This is a genomic window from Streptomyces sp. Tu 3180 (genome assembly GCF_009852415.1).
In the GTDB taxonomy this organism is placed as follows: domain Bacteria; phylum Actinomycetota; class Actinomycetes; order Streptomycetales; family Streptomycetaceae; genus Streptomyces.
Genome location: NZ_WOXS01000002.1, coordinates 3,693,942 through 3,709,796 on the forward strand (window position 1 = coordinate 3,693,942; position 15,855 = coordinate 3,709,796).

Sequence of the window (15,855 nt, forward strand, 5' to 3'; positions counted from 1 at the left end):
CAGTGCAGCCGAGAGCGCACCCACGAACCGCGGTACGAAGCCGCTGTGCAGACCGGGAAGGGCCGCCGGATCGAATTCCTGAAGCGGTGCTCCCCCAACCGATGTCGGGCTCAGCCCTCCTCTTCCTCGACCAGGCCGCAGGCGAAGGGGAACGACTCCAGGAACTCCCGTCGCGCGGGATTCGGCTCTGCTTCGGCCAGGTCGGTGAGCACCTGCAGGAGGCGGTCGCGCTGGTCCGGAGGCAGTCGCAGCAGTTCCCCGCCCACGCTTTCCGTCATCTTCACCGCGGAGTCGGGATCGACTTCGTCGTCACCGCAGCTGTCGAGGAACCAGACGACGTCGACAACCAGCCCGGCAAGAGCCGGCACCAGCGGATCCATGGCAGTCATCCCCGCAACCTAGCCGACCCCCACGACAGCGAGGTCGCCGTCTCCCGAGGCATGAGGATGCATCGCGCTTCCTTCCGAGCAGGTGCGGAGCATCGGGCGTCCCGGCCGGTGGGTGTCTGACTGCGTGACAACGCCGGCGGACGACGACGGACGAGCACGGACATCCGTGAAACATCAGCGCAGGTGACAGCCATGCCGACCCGAGGCACCACCACCCCGGTTGCCTCGGGACGAAGAGGTCTCACGGCTCGATCGCTCGGTAGTGTCCGAGATCGGGCCCGCCGTCAGCCCCGCGGGCCACCACGAGGGGGAGCGCTTGTGCCGTTCGGTGACTTCGATGCATGGCGGCGAGAGCCGCTGACGATGATCTTCGGGCCTTCAGCTCAGCCTTCCGTCAGACGGAATCTGGATCGCAAGCCGAACTGGTGGCGCTCATCGCCCGGCACGAAGCCGAGGGGTGGCTGGCCGGTGAGCGCTCCCTCGGCTCGGTCCCTCTGTCCGCTGCGTTTCCGTGGCGGGGAACCAGCTGTGAAGGAAGGGGAGTCCGGAAGAGGATGTCTGTATGCGGGTAGGGGTGGTCGGACTCAGGATGGGGCTTCACCTGGCGGACTGGTGCCGCAAGGTGGGCTTGGAGGTCGTGGCGGCATGTGACCGCGCCCCCGAACGCCGCGCCGCGGCACGGGCGCAGCTGCCCGGTGCGGTGCTGGTGGAACGGTGGCAGGAGCTGCTGGAGCACCGTCTTGACGGGGTCGTCCTGGCCAACGACTTCGATGAGCACGCGCCGTTGGCCATCGCGTTCCTGGACCGTGGGGTGCATGTGCTGTCCGAGTCGGCGGCGTGCGTGGACGCCGCGGAAGGCGAGCGGCTCATCGCGGCGGCGGACAGGTCGTCCGCGACCTACTCCTTCGCCGAGAACTACGTGGCCCATCCGCACGTCCGGCTCATCCGGCAGGCGATCGAGGCCGGGGAGCTGGGCCGGATCAGCCTGATCGAAGCGGACTACCTGCACGGCATGTCCCCGGCGGATGTCGCGGGCCTGATCGGTGATCCGGCGCACTGGCGCGGGCGCATCGCTCCCACGGCGTACTGCACGCACACCCTCTCCCCGGTGCTGGCCCTCACTCAGGCCTGGCCGGTGGAGGTGTCGGCGTTCTCGGTGGACGAGGCGGACCCGCGTGCCGCGGTCGTCATGGCGGTACGGCTGTCCAGCAGGGCGCTGGCGCTCACCCGGCACGGGTTCCTCCAGGGCGAACCCGACAGCCACTGGAGCTGGATCTCCGTGCGCGGTACCAAGGCGCTGGCCGAGTCCGTCCGAGCCGCCGGCGAACGGTCCTGGTCGGTCCGTGTCAGGACGGAGGGCTGGGCGGTCCCGGAGGGCCACGCCCGCGAGGAGGAACGCGCCCCTGTGCCGCTCGTCCTCGCCGGGGAACCCGTGGCACGCGGAGCCGAGGGCACCGTACGGGTACTGCGCGCCTTCCGGGCCACGATGGAGCACGGGGAGCCACCGCTGGTACCGGTGCGGCCCGCCGTGGCCGCGTCACTGGTCGGCGTGGCCGGCGCGGAGTCGCTGGCCAACGGTTCCCGCCCCGTCCCAGTGCCTGTCATGACGACCGATCCGGGGAGCCACCCAGACAGTGCCTGATGTCGACATCTGACACCAGTGACGCCGGACGGGGACGTACGCCGGCGTCTCCGTCCGACTGTCGCTCCGGCCGACGACCACAGCCGGAAAGGGCTCGAACCGGACTGCTGAAGCGGGTGTCGCAGGTTCGCCTCCTGCCGGGGGCACAGAGGAGAAGGGCCGGCTCAGGAGGGGTTCTCTCCCTGGCTGGTCCCTCGCCGTCCCGGGCTCCGTGCCCCACGCGTGCCAGGACCTCGTCGAGCACTCGCCGCTCAACCGGCAAAGACGGTGCCACAAGGGTCCACCACGGGTCGGCCCACCACGTCCCGGGGCCTCCGCGGCTCAGCGGAACTCGTGAACCACCTGGATCCTGCCAACGATGTGGGCGTTGAACTCGTCGAGTTCCTCGGCCGGCACCCACAACTCGAGGATCGTCCGTCCGCCTGCCTGCCGGACCGGATACCTGCTCAGGAAGCCGGAGCCGACTTCGAAGCGGGTGACGAAACCGGCGCCGTCGTGCTTGACGTTCCAGTCCCGTGCGATCGTGACGGCGTAGGCCTCGTTGAGGACCGGGTAGAAGATCGGCTGTTCGGGAAGCCGGGGCGGCCAGGCACGCCAGTCCAGCTCACGCACCAGCTCCAGTTCCTCGGGACCGGTGGGCCGCCACAGGGTCGTCGTTTCTTGCCGGCTGGTCACGGGAACTGCTTTCTGGACGAGGCAACCGCCGATGCGGTCCACCGGGAGCCCGACGGTATCGGCGGTCCGAGTACGGCGGCCACCGAGTTCCGGGCTTCGCTCCACCGTTGCCACCAGCAGCCGCGGAACGCCCCACGGCGGCAGCGGCTGTGACGGACACCGTGTCCGGTGCGGGACCGACGGAGCACTTCAGAAGCTGGACTCCATCACCTCGCGGCCGTCCTCGCGCTCGGTGACGGTGCCGGCGCCGTCGGGGTGCCGCTGGCGCTGCTGGGCCGTCAGGCCGCCGCCTTCTCCGGTTCGTCGGCGGGGGACCGCCCGGCCGGCAGGCCTCGTCGCCGGTCACCCCTGGCCGTGCTCCTGGGCGGGGACGGCGTACACCAGCAGGTTCCGCTGGTAGCCGCCGCGCTCGCGGTCGTAGGGGGGCGCGCAGGTGACCAGGGTCAGCACCGGCCGTCCGTGGCGCCGGAACACCTCGTCGGGGAGCCTGTCCTTGTCGACCACCTCGCGGGCCGTCACCTCGTACCTCACGGGAGGCGCGTCCTCGCGGGCGACGGTGACGTCGTCGCCCTTCCGGACCTCGTACAGCTTGGCGAAAGCACCCAGGTCGCCGGTGCGGTCGTCCACGTGGCCGATGAGGACGGCGGATCCGGCGGGGGCGCCCGGCGCGGGGCCGTAGCGGTACCAGCCGGCCCGCCCCGCGTTGTCGGGGATCTCCACCGTGCCGTCGTCCCTGACGCCGACGGCCTGGACCCGGGCGTCCAGGGAGACCCGTGGGACGCGCAGCGCCGTCGGCTCGGGTACGGGGCCGGACGCGTGCCCCGCCTCGCCCGGTCCGCTGTCGTGGACCCCGGACGAGGGCCCGGCCGTGGGCTCCTGGGCCTGCGGCCGGGCACCGAAGTCCGACGGCACCGGGGCTCCGGACGGCCACAGCGACCAGGCCAGCAGCGCCGCCAGGACGACGGCGGCGACCGCGGCGGCCCCGACGGCCGCCGCGGAGGGCCGCCCGCCCCCGAGGGGGGAGCGCATGACTGTCAGTCGCTGCGGGTGTACCGGCGGCGGGCGGCCAGCAGGCCGGCGACCGCGACGGCACCCGTGGTGCCCCAGGCGAGCCAGACGGTGGCGGACTCGTTGCCGGCGGCCATCGCGCCGCTCTCACCGGCGTCCACGCCGTTCGGCGCGGAGTCCATGCCGCTGATCGTCTGCGTCTTCAGCGCGAGGTTGTCGTCCTCGGCGCTGCCCCAGGCGTAGACGATGGTGTGGGCGCCCTCGGCGAGGTCGAGGGCGGCGGGGCCGATGGCCACGGTGCCGGTCCCGGCCAGGACGACATCGGCGTTCACCGTGCCGGCGGGCACCTCGAGCGACTTCTCGTTGGGATTGGTCAGGCCCTCGATGACCGGCTCGCCGTCCGCGCGGACGTCCACGGCGGGTGCCGCGGCCACATGGCGGACGGTCAGCCGCGACTGACCGGCCGGGACCTCGGAGGTGTCGTTGACGAACGCGGTGAGCACGGGGGTGCCCTGTGCGTCGAGGTGGGCTGCGAGCGTGGCGTTCGCCCCGGCCGGTATCTCGATGCTCTCCCGGATGGCGGCGTCGCCGTCGGGGCCCTCGCCGTCGGCGAAGACCTGGATGTCGTAGGTGCCCGGGTTCAGGGGCCGGGGTTCGGTCAGGGTGCCGGGCTCGAAGTCGGGAATCAGCTCGTTCCCGTTGGCGTACACGTCGACGGTGAGGCCCGGAACGCCGTGGAAGACGGTCACGGACGCCTTGCCGTCCTCCTGCGCCGTACCGCCCGCGAAGGCGGGGACGGCCACGGCGAGGGACAGCACGCAGGCACCGGCGGTGGCGGTGGCGGTCTTCCTGCTGCGCGAGTTCGTCATCGGAACTCCCTTCGTGGGGGACCCCGGCCACAGGTGGGGCCCGGCTTCCGGATGAGCGGCTTCTCGGACGCGTCGCGCGACGGGTTCTTCGGCCGGATGTCCGGCCGGTCCCCTGCCGGCGTGCGGCGGTCGTCGTGCTGTCGCGCGCTGCCGCGGCCGGTGTCACGGGTGCCGTGCGGGAGCGGCGCCACGGGTGAGGTCGGCTGTGCTGCCGGAAGTGGGGGCGGACTGCCCGGGCGGGTCCTCGAACGGGGCCCGGCGCCTCGGTCCCGGCCGCCGCGGGGCGACGCAGACGCTCCTCGTCGAGCGGCCCTCTCCCCCGTGGCGCCCGATCCACTATGGGGTGCCACGCGACGATGCGCCACTCGTGCACCCTGCGCACCGTGCATCCCTTGCGCACTCTGCGCACCGTGCATCCCTTGCGCACTCTGCGCACCGTGCATCCCTTGCGCACCCTGTACACCGTGCGCCCCTTGCGCCCCTTGCGCCTCGACCGGAAACGGCACGCCGACCTGGCGGCCCTTCGGCCGGCCCGGGCCCGGCGGGCGGCCCGGGCCGCCCCGGTCGTCGTCGACGTCCACGGCTGCGTGCACCACGCCGGGAGGGGCGACCCGCCCCGCTCTCCCCGGGGGAGAGGGAAGCGGTCGGTCCGTCGCCGTCAGGCCGTGCGTCCCTTCCGACGTGCGCCGCCCCCGGACATCGCAGAAAGTGGAAGCCAGGAAGGGAGCGTTCCATGAGCTGTTCGGTGGGACCACACCCCTCGGCACCACCCTGTCCCTCCGCACCCGCCACCCTGCGGTTGCCGTCCGGCACCCCGTCCTCGCGCACCGCCGCCGGAGCCTCGAGCCCGCGGCGCGGACGTGGGGGAAATCGAGGACTCCCCGCAGCAGCCTCGGGGCGGGACGGCCGGGCTCCGGCGGGACGCGGGTGGGACGAGGCTCCGGTCCGGCGAGCCGGAACAGCGATCGATGACCGTGGCGGCGGCGTGCCACGCCGTCCGGGGAGGGCCACCACCGCAGCGACCGATCCGTACGACACCCCGAGGAAGCAGGCCCTCTCATGGCAGCCACACCCGTCATGCAACTGCCGGTCATCAGTGAATGCGTAGCCGAAAGCTGTGCCTACAACCACGACCACACCTGCCACGCCGTGGCGATCACTGTGGGGGACGTGGCCACCCCCGCCTGTGAGACGTTCCTGAGCGCGGACATCGAGGGCGGGGAGCCGTCCGTCACCGGCCGGGTCGGCGCGTGCAAGATGGCCGACTGCCGGCACAACACCGGACTGGAGTGCCATGCCCCGTCCATCACCGTCGGTTACGAGGCCGAGCAGGTCGACTGCCTCACCTACGCGCGGGCCTGAGCGACGGACGCGGTCGTCGCACACTGCCGGGGCTGCCGCACGGCGGCCCCGGCACCCTTCCCGGTCCGGCAGCGCCCGCCGGAAACCGGGAGGAGACCCGTCCGGCCGGCACTGACCGACTCCTGGAATCGGCCCGTGGCCGGTACTCCCTGGTTCGTGGTGGAAGACCCCCGGGAGGATGACGAAGGGCCCTGGGACTTCGACACGGCCGGGTCGGCCTTCATCGCGGCCCTGCGGGACCCGGGCCGCCTCCCGGTGCGTGCCGGCGAGGCCTGCGACCAGCTCTTCAACCGGCGCTTCACGCCGTGGTGGCGCTCCGGCCTCGTGGGCGGACGAGAAAACACGTTGGCCGCCCGCTGCTGAGCTGCGACGATGCCCCCGTTTCCCAGCGGAGGGCATGTGTTCGTCTTCGTGTGTACGGGGTGCGGCGCCGAGCTGACCGCCCCGCTGTCCCGGGTCGCCCTGCCGGCCCACGCCCACCAGAAGTACGGGAACGGGATCCAGCTCCCGGTGCTCATGGAGCCGGGCACGTTCGCCGTGGAACCGGAACCCTGGGGGCCGCCCTGGCGGAGGTGGGAGGAGATCGATCCGGACGAGGCGGCGGCCCGCGGCATCCACGCGCCGGTCCACGCCCTGTCCGACGGCGCGCCCGGCGCGATCGTCATCGCCCCCGGCGACGCCCGCGGCACCCTGCTGATCCCGGAGAAGGCCGGCGGCTACTGCTGCGGCCTCGACGGGGCCGACGGTCCCAACATGGCCTGCGAGACGTGCGGCCTGCCCGTGGCGAGCAGGATCGACGACTGCTCGCTCTGGCAGGCGGTGTGGCTCGCCCCGGACGCCGTGCGCCGCCGCCCCGTCGACGACGCCGGCACCGGGGCCGGACCGCTCTCCTGGGCGGAGCTGCTCCTGGAGCGGAGGAGCACGCCTCCGCTCGAGCCGATCACCTCATGGGACGGACCGCGGCTGGGGTTGCAGCACTGGTGGTCATGGAGCCCGCGGTGGGAAGCGGCGGCCGGGCGGGCCCTCGCCCACCTGCTGGTGGCCTCGGAAGGCCGGCCGTTGACCGTCCCGGACGGCCTGACCGCGGAGGTGTTCCAGCACGCCCTCGACGCCCTGCTGCCCGCGGGCCCGCCGCCGCGGCGTGCCGTCCTGGCCGGACCGGGGCTGCCCGCCCCCGACCCGGGCGCCGACGTCCTCCTCGTGCCGGTCCACCCGCAGACGGGGGAGGCCTGGGCCCCGGTCGGCCCGGCCGCCTCGGCCTACCCGGTGCCGCTGCCGTTCGGGGTGTGGCGGTGGCTGACCTCCCCCGATCCGCACCTGCCCGCCCCTGCGTCGGGCGCCATGCCCGACGGCGTCCTCCGCGACGACCCGCCCGCGCCGCACCCCTGTGCCCTCTTCCGGGCCGACCGGAGCGTGTTCTGGCACACCCTGGTCCGACTGCCGGCCGTCCGCAGCCCGTGGCTGCGCGACATCCTCGACAGCCTCACGTGACACGGGCGCGCCGGCCACCTCTCATGAGTACCGCTCCGAGCTGCAAGGACCCAGCTCATGAGGTCCCCGGCACGACCCGGGGCAGGAAGAAGCGAGCCCGCACCCACAGGCCCCCGGTCGGCAGTCCTTCCGCCGGTGGGGGACCTTTCGCCGCGCCGGAACTCCCGGGGCGCGCGTCCCGTCTACGCGTTGTCTCCGTGCTCGGCCTGTCCCTGGCCGGTCGGCACGGGGGCGACCGGGCGGACCGCGGTAAACATGTCGAACTCGGAGCGGGTGGCGGAGAGCAGCAGCAGCCACTCGTCGCAGCCCTGCCACGGATGGAGGTCGCCGCCGCCTCCGCGCACCACCCGCGGTCCGTCCCCGGTGCGGGGGCGTGCGTCCGCGGGCGCGTCCGTGAAGTGCGGGATCCACACGTCGGCGCAGATCTCGTTGGCCGAGCCCATCGCCGCCAGCCCGAAGGCGTTCTCGGCCGCTGCCGTGCGCTCCTCGTCGGCGAAGTCGTCGAGCACCTGGTCCTCGTCCGGCCTGCCGTCCCCGCGGAAGGTCAGGGTGGTCGTGCCCGCCCGGGCCGCGTACTCCCACTCCGCCTCGCCGGGCAGCCGGAACGGCAACGTCCCCAGGAGGTCGTCCAGGTCGTCCTCGAGCCGGGCCGTGGCCGAATCCGATTCGGCGAAGCCGTCCTCGTACTCGGGCAGCCAGTGCCGTACCTGCGCCACCGTGAGCGGGTGCCGGGCGATCAGGAACGGCTCGACCCGCACCTCCCGCACCGGCCGGGCCCGGGCAGCGCCGGCGAAGAACGATGCGAGGTCGTCATCGGCTTCACCGGCCCGCTCGATGGCACGAACCGCGTCCAGTTCCGCGCCGGACAGGCCCATGAGGAACGTCCCGCCGGGAACAGCCCGGAAGACCACTCCGGAGGGGGTGTGCCGCCAGGCCGGTCGGCCGGCCACGATCCCTTGAGCCCACATGGTGCGGACGCCAGCAGTCGGGCCTCCCGGACGAAGGAGGGGACCCAGGAACGGAACGCGGCCGACCGATCACCTCCTGGACGCCGCAGCGCCGCCCCACCACCGCACCGGATCGACCGGGGAACAGCGCGGAACCACGGTGGGAGCAGGCGAGCCCGGAAGTGGCGCGGGCCGTGCGTTCGCCCGGTTCGGCGCTCGCACCACCCGCGAACCGCCCGCGCATGACCGCGGCTTTCCGAGCCGGGGGCTCAAACACCGTCAGCACGTACCGGCCGGTGGACAGCACGGGCAGCGTGGTGAAGGCCGGCGGGGTGCAGCGAGGCGTACCCGCGCCTGGTCGGTTGGCACACCCGCCGTCGTGGCCGGCCGTCGGGGGGTGAGGTTCGTGCCACCGCCGTGCCGGATGCGGGGGTCAGCCCCTGCCGGCCAAGGAGACCCGCGGTCGAGTTTCGCCTCGTCAGGTCTCGAAACACCAGGTCAGTGACGTGACGTGGTTGTTCCCGTCCGGATCTGTGCCGACGGCCACAGCGAGCGGGATCCACGTGGGCTCATACTGAGCTATGACAAAGCCTGCGGCACCGAAGCGTCATTTGCCCACCAGCCCCTTCAAGGCCCCGGTCACACCGGCTCCCAAGCACTTCGCCATGGGCGACCAGGTCACACACGACATGTACGGCCTCGGCCGGGTGATCGGCATCGAGGACGGAATCGCGGCGCTCGTGGATTTCGGCTCGGCGCAGGTGCGGATCTTGAGCCCGTACGCCAAGATGACCAAGCTGTAGGACCGCTGTGCCCGATCACGGCACGCCAGGCTCCCTCAGGAACCTGTGACGAAAGGCAGACCTCTCATCGACCCGAAGTCGCTGTTCTCCGCCCTGGAGGGGCAAACCCGCCGCTCCACTGCGGTATCGCCGCCTCCGACGACCAACCCCTTCCAGGCCCCGGACTTCGCAGAAGACGAGTTCTTCTGGTCCGAGGATGCGCAGGAGCCCGCCCCGGGCACGCGTGCGGCACGGCCCAGGGCTGCCTAGCGGTGGTCTCGACAGCCGCCTGCGGGCTGTCTCCCGTACCGCTCTTCGTCGGACCCGGGTGGCCGTCCGCCGCGTGAGCCTTTGCGTACGGGGGCGGCCCGGCTGTCGGTCCTCTCCGGGATCGTGTGCCGCACACCCCGGCGCCGCAGGTACTCGCGGCACGGCCCGTTGCTGTAAGCCTCGTCCGCCGCGAGGCTCTCGGGCTTCCTACGGGGGCGGCCCGTCCCGGCCCGCTGGACACGGATCCTGTCCGGCACCGCTTGGGACCGGATGCGGTCGGCCCGTCGTCCCGGTGTGACGACCGGGGACAGCGGACGGCAGCGGCCGTCCGCGCTCAGGTGGGGCTTGCTGGTGGATCCACCACGCGAGCGGCCCTGCCAGGCGAACGGTCTCCACCACCCAGCGTCGCGGGACCGTCGCGGGACCGGTACTGCAGGTGGCCGCGTCCCTGCCTCGACCCACGTCGAACGGAAGCCGCCGTCGCAGCCGTGCGGGCCACCGCGCTCCGTGCCCCGGACACTCCGGCTGTCCACGACGGCGGCACCGGGAGTCGGACCACGGCCGCACTGCACCCGCTCGCGCTCCCGCAAGGCCGCCGGCATCCGCTCCCACACGCCCTCTGTGCGCCACTGCCGCCAGTGGTGACAGACCGTCTGCCACGGATGTGCCCGCTGACAGGCCTCTCAGCCGCCCTCCGGTGGCGGTACCCGGCCAGGGGAGCACCGGACCGGGCCTCCTCCAGCAGGGCGGTGCGGACGGCCGGAGTCTCCTCGCCCCGGTTGGCCACCACCGCATCCGGCCGCCGATGTGACCTTCGTCGCGGCAGTGGAGTCCGGGCGCGTCCGCCGCTGTGCCATCCGCTGACGACCGCGGCAGCGGCACATCTCCCGTCGATGGAGGTCACAGGGGTCCGGGGCGGGAGTGCGGGGCAGAAAGGCCGCGCCTGCGCAGGGCAATATCTGTGTTCGTGACATGAGAAATAGGTGCGGGGCACGGCGAGTATTCCCCGGACGTCGGCCGGGGCTGAATTATCGACCGCGCAGGGCCGATCGCACCGTGCTACTGTCGATCTCAGTTGCAGGTGTGGTTGCCAGAGGGTTCATTTCCGACGGGGTAATCATCACGGCGACACGGAATTCACACAGGGTGAATTCCTGACACCGTCTCCGAAAGGGAAATGACATGGCTACCGGTACCGTGAAGTGGTTCAACGCCGAAAAGGGCTTCGGCTTCATCGAGCAGGACGGCGGCGGCGCCGACGTCTTCGCCCACTACTCGAACATCGCCGCTCAGGGCTTCCGCGAGCTGCTGGAGGGCCAGAAGGTGTCGTTCGACATCGCGCAGGGCCAGAAGGGCCCGATGGCCGAGAACATCGTTCCCGCCTGACACCGGCACTGACGCACACTTCGCAGCTGGGGCCCGCACCTCTGGGATGCGGGCCCCGGCTCGCTGCATTTCAGGGCGCGAGACGGGAAGGCTCCACCGTCCCACCGGCCGGTGACACATTCCCCGCCGGTCCGACTCGCCCCACATCGCTCTTGGCTCGTTCTCGAGATTCTCTGCGCCGCTCATCTGCTGCGGGAATTCCTTGCTACGTGCCTCATCAAGGAAGGTTCCGCATGAAGCGCGCCCACACATCCCGCACGTATGACCGCTTCGGAGGGGGCGTCGGCGCCAACCGCTCCGGTGGTCCGCGCCGTTCCGGGGGCTACGGAAACCGACAGGCCGGGCGGTCCGTCCAGGGCGAGTTCACGCCCCCGAAGACGATCACGCCCGCGTTGCCCGCCGCCGGGTCGTTCGCCGATCTCGCCATGCCCGCGCAACTGCTGGCCACGCTCGGCCGCGAAGGCGTGACGTCGCCGTTCCCGATCCAGGCGGCCACCCTGCCGAACTCCCTGGCCGGGCGTGACGTGCTCGGCCGCGGCCGCACCGGGTCCGGCAAGACCCTCGCCTTCGGCCTCGCGCTGCTGGCCCGCACGGCGGGCCGGCGCGCCGAGCCCCGGCAGCCGCTCGCGCTCGTCCTCGTCCCCACCCGCGAGCTGGCCCAGCAGGTCACCGACGCGCTCACGCCGTACGCCCGCTCCGTGAGTCTGCGGCTGGCCACCGTCGTCGGCGGGATGTCCATCGGCAGGCAGGCCGGCGCGCTGCGCGCCGGGGCCGAGGTGGTCGTCGCGACGCCCGGGCGGCTCAAGGACCTCGTCGACCGCGGGGACTGCCGGCTGGACGAGGTCGGCATCACCGTCCTCGACGAGGCCGACCAGATGACCGACATGGGCTTCATGCCCCAGGTCACCGCCCTGCTCGACCAGGTGCGTCCCGACGGCCAGCGGATGCTCTTCTCGGCCACGCTCGACCGCAACGTCGACCGGCTGGTGCGCCGCTACCTGACGGATCCGGTGGTCCACTCCGTCGACCCGTCCGCGGGCGCGGTCACCACGATGGAGCACCACGTCCTGCATGTGCACGACGCGGACAAGCATCGGACGACGACCGAGATCGCGGCGCGGGACGGCCGAGTGATCATGTTCCTGGACACCAAGCACGCGGTGGACAAGCTGACCAAGCACCTGCTGAGCAGCGGCGTCCGCGCCGCGGCCCTGCACGGCGGCAAGTCCCAGCCCCAGCGCACCCGCACCCTGGCCCAGTTCAAGGACGGGCAGGTGACGGTGCTGGTGGCGACGAACGTCGCGGCGCGGGGCATCCACGTCGACAACCTCGACCTGGTCGTCAACGTGGACCCGCCCAGCGATCACAAGGACTATCTGCACCGCGGCGGACGCACGGCCCGCGCCGGCGAGAGCGGCAGCGTCATCACCCTGGTGACGCGCGACCAGCGCCGCGAGATGAGCCGGCTGATGGCGCAGGCGGGCATCACCCCGCGGATCACCCAGGTGCGGTCGGGCGACGCGGAGCTGAGCCGCATCACGGGTGCCCAGGCCCCCTCGGGCGTTCCGGTCGTCATCGCCGCGCCGGTCGCGGAACGGCCCCGCGGCGCGTCTTCCTCGGCCCGGAGCCGTCGGGGCCGCCGGGGCCGGGCCGGACAGGGGCGGCCCGTCGGTGAGGCGGCGCGCCGCAGGGCGGAGCGGCGGCCCGGCCTCGGCTCGGCCGCCTAGAGCCGCTGTGATCACAAGCCCGTCCCCGTCGGCAGGAGGCACCTATGACGCCGGTCCAGATGCAGCACCTCGGAGGGGATCCCTCCCCCGAGGCCGTGGTCGACGACAGGGAGGCTTCCGGACCTCGGGTCTGTGACGACATGACGGTGGAGGTGGCTCTGTCCCTCATGGCCGGTGCCCGTGTCGATCACCTCGTCCTCTGCGACGGGGACGACCGGAGCACGGGACTGATCACCCTGGCCCGGCTCACCGCTCTCCGCGACAGTCCCGCCTACACGGACCGGCTCCGTCTACGGGACGTCCTCGCCGGACCGTTCACCGCGCCCGGCGCTCGGCCCGGTGCCGTCGGGGAGCACGGCCGGACCCCGGGCGTCCTCCCCCTCGCCCGCTGATCCACCTGGCCTGACCGGCCCGTTCTCCTTCTCCTCCGTGAGGCGTCATGCGCTGTGTCACCGCCCGACGGGAACGCCGTGACCTCACCGGCGGCGAAGCCGTCCGGACCGTGGTCCGCCTCGGCTTCATCCGTCATGAGCATCCCGAGGCCGCGTCGGCGGGTGTCCCCGCTCCGCTCCGGACCGCGCCGGTACCGCTCGGGGGCACCGCCTGCCCGGAGGTGTGAGGACGAGCGGAAAACCGCCACCCGAGATCCGGTGAGGGCCCTGCCGACGCGCGTCGGCAGGGCCCTCACCGTCGTGTCGTCGCCTCGCGGTCTTGCCGTCCGTGCGAAGGGTCCTGGCCGAGCCGAGGGGCGAAGCAGCGTCCCACCGCCCGCGGCGGCCGAGACGGACGCAGCCCTTCAGGACCGCCGGCACACCTGCCCCCGCACACGCGTCGGTCCGTTCGGCGCCGCCCCGGGCGTGAGGCGGCTGCCGGGGCGACGACCGTCCGACCACGCTCCGAGGGGCCGGGCCACGCTGTCGCCGCACGACGACTTGTCCCACCTGTTACCGCAGGCCACAGCGTATCTACGGCTCCCGGACGCCAAAATCTACTTTTGTCAGAGTAGACATTGGCTCCTGGTGTGGTTAGTCTTTTTCTCGTTGACACGGTCAAGTGAGACCCGGCAGACACGAACTGGCGGGTAGTAGTACGTGAGTTCGCAGGTCAGTGCGGCTCTGGAGCTCCGAAGCCGAGGTGTTCGCAGAACGGTGACGGGGCTGAGAGCCGCACTGGGCGGCCCGCAGGTCGAGGGGCTGCCGACAGCATCACCGACGCAGTACCGCAGTACCCGTTCACCAAGTGGTCGGTTCAGAGGAAGGACGGAGGAGAGCAGACGCCATCAGGATCGCCCGGCCCGAGCAGCTCTCGGTCCGGGTACCGCAAGACCCCGGAATGGATGGTGGTCCCCGGTCACGCAGCCGCGATCCCCGCACCCCTCCCCTCGCCGGGCCGGGTAGCGGAAACAGAAGGTCGGCACAGCATGAGGGCCGACAGATGGTGTTGAATTCCCTTCGGGGCCCTGGTGCCGTACGGCATCAGGGCCCCTCAACGCGTTGCACGACGAGGTGACATGGCAGCAGATACTCCACTCAGTGATCGTCTGGACGACGACGACTACCCCGCGTACACCATGGGCCGGGCCGCCGAAATGCTCGGCACCACCCCTGCCTTCCTCCGGGCCATCGGCGAGGCTCGTCTGATCACTCCGCTGCGCTCGGAGGGCGGACACCGCCGGTACTCCCGCTACCAACTGCGGATCGCCGCTCGCGCCCGCGAGCTCGTCGACAGGGGAACCCCGATCGAGGCCGCTTGTCGCATCGTCATCCTCGAGGACCAGCTCGAGGAAGCTCAGCGCATCAACGCCGAGTACCGCCGCGCCGCGAACGAAGCGTTTGACCGTTCCAGCCCCGGTTCGAGCTGATCACGTGGGCGCGGGCGGGTCGGCTCGAGCGCGTACGACTCCGGGGTGCGCATGAGTGAGGACGCACACGGTCGACCCGTCCGTCCCGGCGAGTGAACAGTCCGCTCCGCCGCAGGTGAGAACGCCCCCGACCCTCACCGGACCCCCGGACGAACATGCGGGAAGCGCGCCGGGGCACCTCCTCACGAGTTCGGATCCCGCACGGCGTCGGGGGCTCCGTGATCCTTCTTGGGCGCATGCACCCTCACCGTCGCGGAACCACGGTGAAGACGGCCGAGTCCGGAAGTGGCGCGGGCCGTGCGTTCGCCCGGTTCGGCGCTCGCACCACCCGCGAACCGCCCGCGCATGACCGCGGCTTCCCGAGCCGAGAGTCCGACCGCTCAGTAGGGCCGCGGAATCAGCCGTGGGCTTGAGGTGTGTGCCGCAGCCTGAACATGCCTCACCGGCGCCCGTCGGATCACCGGACGCGCCTCCGGGATACGCTCCCGGTCCTGGCACGGCTTGGACACCTGGCTCCGGAGGAATCATGGGGATTTCAGCGCGTGGTTCCGTACCGCGCGGAGCGACGAGCGCGGCCTTCGCCGCCGTCCTGCTCGCTGGGGGAACGGTTGCCTGCGGCGAAGGCCCCGTGAGTGATTCCGCGAAGGAGGGCCGGCCCGAGGTGACCCCCGCGGCGGCCGTGGCGAAGGCCGCGAGGAACTCCGAGGACATCGCATCGCTCCGTTATCGGATCACCGGGACCGTGCCGGAGAGGGGCCGTTTGGAGGCTGAGGCCTCCATGCGCACGGAACCGCCGGCCATGAGCATGCAGATGACCACGGCCGGCCAGGGCGAGGACGGCCGCCTGGAGATCCGGTTCGTCGACGAGGTGATGTACGTCGGCGGGAGTGCGGTCGCCCCCGAGAAGTTGGACGGCAGGAGTTGGTACCGAGCCGATCCGGCCGTCTGGGGCCGTGGCGCGGTGGACAACGACTCCCACGGCGTGCTGCCCAGCCAGCTCGAAGGGAACCCAGCCGTACAGTCCACGCTTCTGACCGGCTCCAAGGACCTGCGGAAAAAGGGGACGGAGACGATCGACGGCACCAGAACCACTCACTACAGGGGAACGGTCACCAGTAGCGGCTTGCGCGCCGCCCGCGGCGCCGCCGCCGACCAGGCGACTCAGGAGCGCCGGATCGAGAGCCTTGATCAGTTCATCGCGCTGCACATCGACGACACGCTCACCATGGATCTGTGGATCGACGACGACAACCACACCAAGCGGTTCCGCATGCGGGGGGACGCATACGACGCCCGGGGCGGCGCAGGGGGCGAGCCACTCGACTTGACCATCACCTTCCTCGACGTCAACCAGCCGGTGACCATCGCGGCCCCACCGTCCGAAGACACCGCTGACATCGCCGCACCGGCGGACGAGGCACCGGCAGGTTGAGCAACACCCGGGAA

General features: G+C 72.0%; 15 protein-coding genes. 10 read left to right on the forward strand and 5 right to left on the reverse strand.

All coding sequences use genetic code 11. The features are described 5' to 3' along the window. Nucleotides 1–110 precede the first annotated feature (110 nt). On the reverse strand, nucleotides 111–389 hold the full coding sequence (locus GL259_RS17395; RefSeq protein WP_159533829.1) for a hypothetical protein: 279 nt from the start codon (nucleotides 387–389) through the stop codon (nucleotides 111–113). Between the two features lie 562 nt (nucleotides 390–951). Here GL259_RS17395 and GL259_RS17400 point away from each other — a divergent pair. Continuing rightward, a complete protein-coding gene (locus GL259_RS17400; RefSeq protein ID WP_159533831.1) occupies nucleotides 952–2,031 on the forward strand; it encodes a Gfo/Idh/MocA family oxidoreductase in 1,080 nt (359 codons plus the stop codon). Between the two features lie 321 nt (nucleotides 2,032–2,352). Here GL259_RS17400 and GL259_RS17405 read toward each other — a convergent pair whose 3' ends face one another. The 3 genes from GL259_RS17405 to GL259_RS17415 form a co-directional block, all read right to left on the reverse strand. Further along, a complete protein-coding gene (locus GL259_RS17405) occupies nucleotides 2,353–2,706 on the reverse strand; it encodes a hypothetical protein (RefSeq protein ID WP_159533833.1) in 354 nt (117 codons plus the stop codon). Between the two features lie 342 nt (nucleotides 2,707–3,048). Beyond that, nucleotides 3,049–3,735: a class F sortase gene (locus tag GL259_RS17410; RefSeq protein ID WP_159533835.1), complete on the reverse strand. Its 687-nt coding sequence runs from the start codon at nucleotides 3,733–3,735 to the stop codon at nucleotides 3,049–3,051. Between the two features lie 5 nt (nucleotides 3,736–3,740). Continuing rightward, nucleotides 3,741–4,583 carry a DUF4397 domain-containing protein gene (locus GL259_RS17415; protein WP_159533837.1) on the reverse strand — a complete coding sequence of 281 codons (843 nt, stop codon included), beginning with the start codon at nucleotides 4,581–4,583 and terminating at the stop codon, nucleotides 3,741–3,743. Between the two features lie 1,059 nt (nucleotides 4,584–5,642). Here GL259_RS17415 and GL259_RS17420 point away from each other — a divergent pair. From GL259_RS17420 to GL259_RS17430, 3 genes are all read left to right on the forward strand, one after another. After that, complete coding sequence (locus GL259_RS17420) at nucleotides 5,643–5,945, forward strand: DUF1540 domain-containing protein (RefSeq protein ID WP_208026482.1); 303 nt, start codon at nucleotides 5,643–5,645, stop codon at nucleotides 5,943–5,945. A 135-nt stretch (nucleotides 5,946–6,080) separates the two neighbouring features. Then, nucleotides 6,081–6,308, forward strand: a complete 228-nt coding sequence (locus GL259_RS17425) for a hypothetical protein (protein ID WP_159533839.1) — start codon at nucleotides 6,081–6,083, stop codon at nucleotides 6,306–6,308. Between the two features lie 36 nt (nucleotides 6,309–6,344). Next, nucleotides 6,345–7,436, forward strand: a complete 1,092-nt coding sequence (locus GL259_RS17430; protein WP_159533841.1) for a hypothetical protein — start codon at nucleotides 6,345–6,347, stop codon at nucleotides 7,434–7,436. 182 nt (nucleotides 7,437–7,618) lie between these two features. Here the strand turns inward: GL259_RS17430 and GL259_RS17435 are convergent, their stop codons facing one another. After that, the gene (locus tag GL259_RS17435) at nucleotides 7,619–8,386 is read right to left on the reverse strand and encodes an SUMF1/EgtB/PvdO family nonheme iron enzyme (protein WP_243762320.1); all 768 of its coding nucleotides are present in this window, start codon (nucleotides 8,384–8,386) and stop codon (nucleotides 7,619–7,621) included. A gap of 578 nt (nucleotides 8,387–8,964) precedes the next feature. On the opposite strand from GL259_RS17435, the gene GL259_RS17440 reads away from it, so the two are divergent. The 6 genes from GL259_RS17440 to GL259_RS17470 all read left to right on the forward strand — a co-directional run bounded on the left by GL259_RS17440 (nucleotide 8,965) and on the right by GL259_RS17470 (nucleotide 15,841). Next, nucleotides 8,965–9,186: a hypothetical protein gene (locus tag GL259_RS17440; RefSeq protein ID WP_159533845.1), complete on the forward strand. Its 222-nt coding sequence runs from the start codon at nucleotides 8,965–8,967 to the stop codon at nucleotides 9,184–9,186. A gap of 1,431 nt (nucleotides 9,187–10,617) precedes the next feature. Next, on the forward strand, nucleotides 10,618–10,821 hold the full coding sequence (locus GL259_RS17450) for a cold-shock protein (protein WP_089504748.1): 204 nt from the start codon (nucleotides 10,618–10,620) through the stop codon (nucleotides 10,819–10,821). Between the two features lie 233 nt (nucleotides 10,822–11,054). Further along, nucleotides 11,055–12,548 carry a DEAD/DEAH box helicase gene (locus tag GL259_RS17455; RefSeq protein ID WP_208026483.1) on the forward strand — a complete coding sequence of 498 codons (1,494 nt, stop codon included), beginning with the start codon at nucleotides 11,055–11,057 and terminating at the stop codon, nucleotides 12,546–12,548. Between the two features lie 44 nt (nucleotides 12,549–12,592). Continuing rightward, complete coding sequence (locus tag GL259_RS17460) at nucleotides 12,593–12,940, forward strand: CBS domain-containing protein (RefSeq protein ID WP_159533849.1); 348 nt, start codon at nucleotides 12,593–12,595, stop codon at nucleotides 12,938–12,940. 1,118 nt (nucleotides 12,941–14,058) lie between these two features. After that, nucleotides 14,059–14,409 (forward strand): MerR family transcriptional regulator, encoded by a 351-nt coding sequence (locus GL259_RS17465; RefSeq protein WP_159533851.1) that lies wholly within the window; start codon nucleotides 14,059–14,061, stop codon nucleotides 14,407–14,409. Between the two features lie 526 nt (nucleotides 14,410–14,935). Beyond that, nucleotides 14,936–15,841 (forward strand): LppX_LprAFG lipoprotein, encoded by a 906-nt coding sequence (locus GL259_RS17470; protein ID WP_208026484.1) that lies wholly within the window; start codon nucleotides 14,936–14,938, stop codon nucleotides 15,839–15,841. Nucleotides 15,842–15,855: the final 14 nt, after the last annotated feature.

What these genes read in the sequence shown, in the direction of transcription:
- GL259_RS17465 (WP_159533851.1), top strand. Translation starts at nt 14,059, where the DNA reads ATGGCAGCAGATACTCCACTCAGTGATCGTCTGGACGACGACGACTAC.
- GL259_RS17470 (WP_208026484.1), top strand. Translation starts at nt 14,936, where the DNA reads ATGGGGATTTCAGCGCGTGGTTCCGTACCGCGCGGAGCGACGAGCGCG.
- GL259_RS17450 (WP_089504748.1), top strand. Translation starts at nt 10,618, where the DNA reads ATGGCTACCGGTACCGTGAAGTGGTTCAACGCCGAAAAGGGCTTCGGC.
- GL259_RS17455 (WP_208026483.1), top strand. Translation starts at nt 11,055, where the DNA reads ATGAAGCGCGCCCACACATCCCGCACGTATGACCGCTTCGGAGGGGGC.
- GL259_RS17460 (WP_159533849.1), top strand. Translation starts at nt 12,593, where the DNA reads ATGACGCCGGTCCAGATGCAGCACCTCGGAGGGGATCCCTCCCCCGAG.
- GL259_RS17395 (WP_159533829.1), bottom strand. Translation starts at nt 389, where the DNA reads ATGACTGCCATGGATCCGCTGGTGCCGGCTCTTGCCGGGCTGGTTGTC.
- GL259_RS17410 (WP_159533835.1), bottom strand. Translation starts at nt 3,735, where the DNA reads ATGCGCTCCCCCCTCGGGGGCGGGCGGCCCTCCGCGGCGGCCGTCGGG.
- GL259_RS17420 (WP_208026482.1), top strand. Translation starts at nt 5,643, where the DNA reads ATGGCAGCCACACCCGTCATGCAACTGCCGGTCATCAGTGAATGCGTA.
- GL259_RS17415 (WP_159533837.1), bottom strand. Translation starts at nt 4,583, where the DNA reads ATGACGAACTCGCGCAGCAGGAAGACCGCCACCGCCACCGCCGGTGCC.
- GL259_RS17400 (WP_159533831.1), top strand. Translation starts at nt 952, where the DNA reads ATGCGGGTAGGGGTGGTCGGACTCAGGATGGGGCTTCACCTGGCGGAC.
- GL259_RS17440 (WP_159533845.1), top strand. Translation starts at nt 8,965, where the DNA reads ATGACAAAGCCTGCGGCACCGAAGCGTCATTTGCCCACCAGCCCCTTC.